Raw genomic sequence first — 2277 nt, 5'->3', positions numbered from 1 at the left:
GTGCGCGCACCGCTCCCTCCGACCGCCCACCCCCGGCCCCCGGCGGGGCCTCGCCAGGGCGCTACCCGGCGCGCTGCGCGGGGGCACCGAACCAGCACCGGGCCGCGGCGCGGAGTCCGGCCAGCTCCTCGGGGCCCGGGTGCGGGGAGGAGGACGCCCACGCGACATAGGAGTCAGGGCGGACGAGGAGCGCGGTGGCCGCGGGCGCCGCGGACTCCGGCCGCGCGGAGACGATGTCCACCCGGTCGCGCAGGTGGGACAGTGCCTCGGCGGCCGCCCCGCTGCCGGTGAGGTCGAGGAGCATCGGGCGGCCGGTGCGGGCCAGCTCCGCGAGCCGGACCTGACCCCGCGGCGCGGCCAGGTCCATGTCGGGGGCGCAGTAGCCGACCAGGGGATGCGGATCGGCCGCGCCCATGGCGTAGCGGATGTCGGTCCCGGCGGTGAGGTCTGCGAGGCGCTGCACGGTGCTCCGGTCGGTGAGCAGCTCGCTGAACAGTTCGCGCAGGGCGGTGACCTCACTGCCGGGTGCGAGCAGCGCGGACAGCGCCTGGGCGTACATGATGACGCGCTCGGCGGCCGGCCGGCGTTCCGTGTCGTAGGTGTCCAGCAGCCCCGCCGGCGCCTCGCCGCGGATGTCGGCGGCGAGTTTCCAGCCGAGGTTGACGGCATCCTGCATGCCGAGGTTGAGCCCCTGACCCCCGGCGTTGTCCACGTGGGCGGCGTCGCCGAGGAGGAACACCCGGCCGTCGCGGAAGCGCTCGGCGCGCCGGTTGTTCCCGCCCACGATCCGGCGCAGCGCGTGCGGGCCGTCCCCGGCAGGCGGGCCGAGGGGGACGTCGACGCCGAGCACCCGGCGGGCGCTCTCCCGCAGCTCGGCCAGGCTCATCGGCGCCTCGGTCCCGGGCCGGTCCCACTCGACGGTGGAGATGATGGGCGGCCGGCCGGGGAGGGGGGCGTAGGTGAGTCCGCCGTTCTCGGTGCGCTGCCCCAGGAACGGCGGAACCAGCCCGTAGCCGGGAACACGCAACCCGCCCGTCGCCGGGTCCACCCATTCCTCGGGGACGCTGACCTGGGCCAACCGGGTGGTGGTGCGGTCGTGGCTGACACCGGGGAAACCGATACCGGCGAGCTTGCGGGTCGGGCTGTGCCCGCCGTCGGCGCCCACCAGATGGCGCGCGGAGAGACGGCAGGGGCCGGAGGGACCCGCGACCTCGGCGGTCACGGCCTCGCCGTCCTGCTCCAGTCCCACGAGCTCGTGTCCCCAGCGGACGTCCACGCCGAGCTCGGTGGCACGCTCGGCGAGGATCCGGATGAGGCGCGGCTGCGGCACGGGCAGGACGTGGACCGGGTTGTCGTCGAGCAGGTCGAGGTCGAGCCCCATCGCGGCGAACATGAAGAACGGGGCGGGGGTGGGGCGCTTGGAGTCGCCGGTGATGCGCTCGTACAGGCCGCGGCGGTCAAGCATCGTGACGACCTGCCCGAGCACGCCGTTGGCCCTGGGCTCGCCGTTGGGCTGGGGGAGCTTGTCGAGCACGGTCGTGCGGACGCCGGCCAGGCCGAGCTCGCAGGCCAGCATGAGGCCGTTGGGGCCCGCTCCGATGATGAGGACGTCGGTGTCCGCCTCGGCGGCGGCGTGGGCCTTGGCGAGTTCCCCCTGGAGCGCGGGTTCGGTGAGCATCAGGCGGACGCTGTCGGCCTGCTGCCGTCCATGGGCCCACCGGTCGATGTCGTGCTCGGGGACGAACTGCTCGCGCACGGCGGCGGTGACGGCCTCCCACAGCGGCTCGGCCGCAGGGCGTGCACGCAGCTCGCCGGCGATCCGCCGCACGCGGTCGACGTGCCGGGCGGCGACCGCTTCGGCCTTGCCGGAGAAGTAGTTGCGGAAGGTGCGGGCGGAGACGTTGGCCGCCGCGGCGATGTCCTCCTCGGTCACGCCGGTCCATCCCCGTTCGACGATCAGCCGGACCGCCGCCTGGCTGAGTGCGTCGCGCGTCTCCTGCTTCTTGCGCTCGCGCAGGCCCATGCGCGGGCGGTCTGCTGCTGGCATGCGCCCACCATAGCGACAAACTTTCCCATTAGGCAAATATACCTAATAGGCAAGTAGGGGCGAGGGGGCTGCCACTGGTCGGCGCCGACCTCAAGGCCTCGGCATAGCAGGCGGCCGCCCCCTCCCCCATCGCCTCGGCGGCGGCGTGGGCCTTGGCGAGTTCCCCCTGGAGCGCGGGTTCGGTGAGCATCAGGCGGACGCTGTCGGCCTGCTGCCGTCCATGGGCCCAC

The 2277-nt window shown here is 74.4% G+C and carries 1 protein-coding gene; it reads right to left on the bottom strand.

Features of this window, described 5'->3' with window-relative positions; genetic code table 11:
• Positions 1-61 precede the first annotated feature (61 nt).
• On the bottom strand, positions 62-2047 hold the full coding sequence (locus tag DEF28_RS26350; RefSeq protein WP_158562929.1) for an FAD-dependent monooxygenase: 1986 nt from the start codon (positions 2045-2047) through the stop codon (positions 62-64).
• Positions 2048-2277 lie beyond the last annotated feature (230 nt).

The organism is Marinitenerispora sediminis (assembly GCF_003336425.1).
Taxonomy (GTDB): Bacteria; Actinomycetota; Actinomycetes; order Streptosporangiales; family Streptosporangiaceae; genus Marinitenerispora; species Marinitenerispora sediminis.
Note: the sequence above shows the minus strand (reverse complement) of the source record. Positions and strands in the feature narration are given on the sequence as shown.